Genomic DNA, 885 nt, shown 5'->3' on the forward strand with positions numbered 1-885 from the left:
ACCTTAATTATTCATGAGATTATAATATAATCATGAAATATCCTTATTTCATAGGCATTTTCTGCTTTTATTTATTCTTTTTCTATTCACCCGTTGGGTGAATAGTTTTTCTTTATATATAATAAAAGCTCCTGTATAATGTAAGTGACCAAACTACAATACAAGGAGCACTTATATGATACAATCTATTTTCAATTTTGACAACATAAATTTTAACGGTGGCAACATTTCCTGTGATGGTGGCAGCATCTTGCTTCTTTCATTTCTTAAAAAGTACAATCTGCTATCTTCATTAGATGACATTCCTTTCAATGATACAAGAAGATTGCCTAAGTATTCCAATTCTGACATTGTCACTCAAATTGTTTTACGTAACCTTTTAGGCTACTTCAATCAGGCTGATCAAATGACACTTATTGATGATCCACTTTTATCACAATGCATCAATGCCTGTTCACAGCCTACTTTATCAAGATTCTTTGATAGAATCAACATGAAAACCAACATGACCATTAAGGAACATATTCAAAGATTAGGTTGCGACTATGTCAATAGGCATGTTGAGAATATCATTCTTGACGTCGATTCAACAAAAACACAAACTCATGGACATCAGGAAGCTTCTGCATATATCTACCATTATGGTGTCAATGGATACCATCCAATGATGATTAATGAATATAATACTAAACTGTTGTTAAGTTCCAACTTTAGAACAGGAGCAGCATACTCATCTAATGGATTCATCAATGAACTCAAGGAAGTCCTGGCACATCTTGATAGAAAAGGCAAGACTGTTTCCATGAGGGGTGACAGTGCATTCTACAATACTGAATTCATGGATTATATGCATCATGAAGATATTCAATACTACATTAGAGCCAA

At 33.3% G+C, this 885-nt stretch carries 1 protein-coding gene; it reads left to right on the forward strand.

All coding sequences use genetic code 11. The annotated features are described in order from the left end of the window. Nucleotides 1-175 precede the first annotated feature (175 nt). Nucleotides 176-885 (forward strand): transposase (locus B5G32_RS13560; protein ID WP_143746684.1); only part of this gene is annotated, 710 nt, incomplete at its 3' end.

Source organism: Massilimicrobiota sp. An80, from assembly GCF_002159255.1.
GTDB lineage: Bacteria > Bacillota_I > Bacilli_A > Erysipelotrichales > Coprobacillaceae > Allocoprobacillus > Allocoprobacillus merdigallinarum.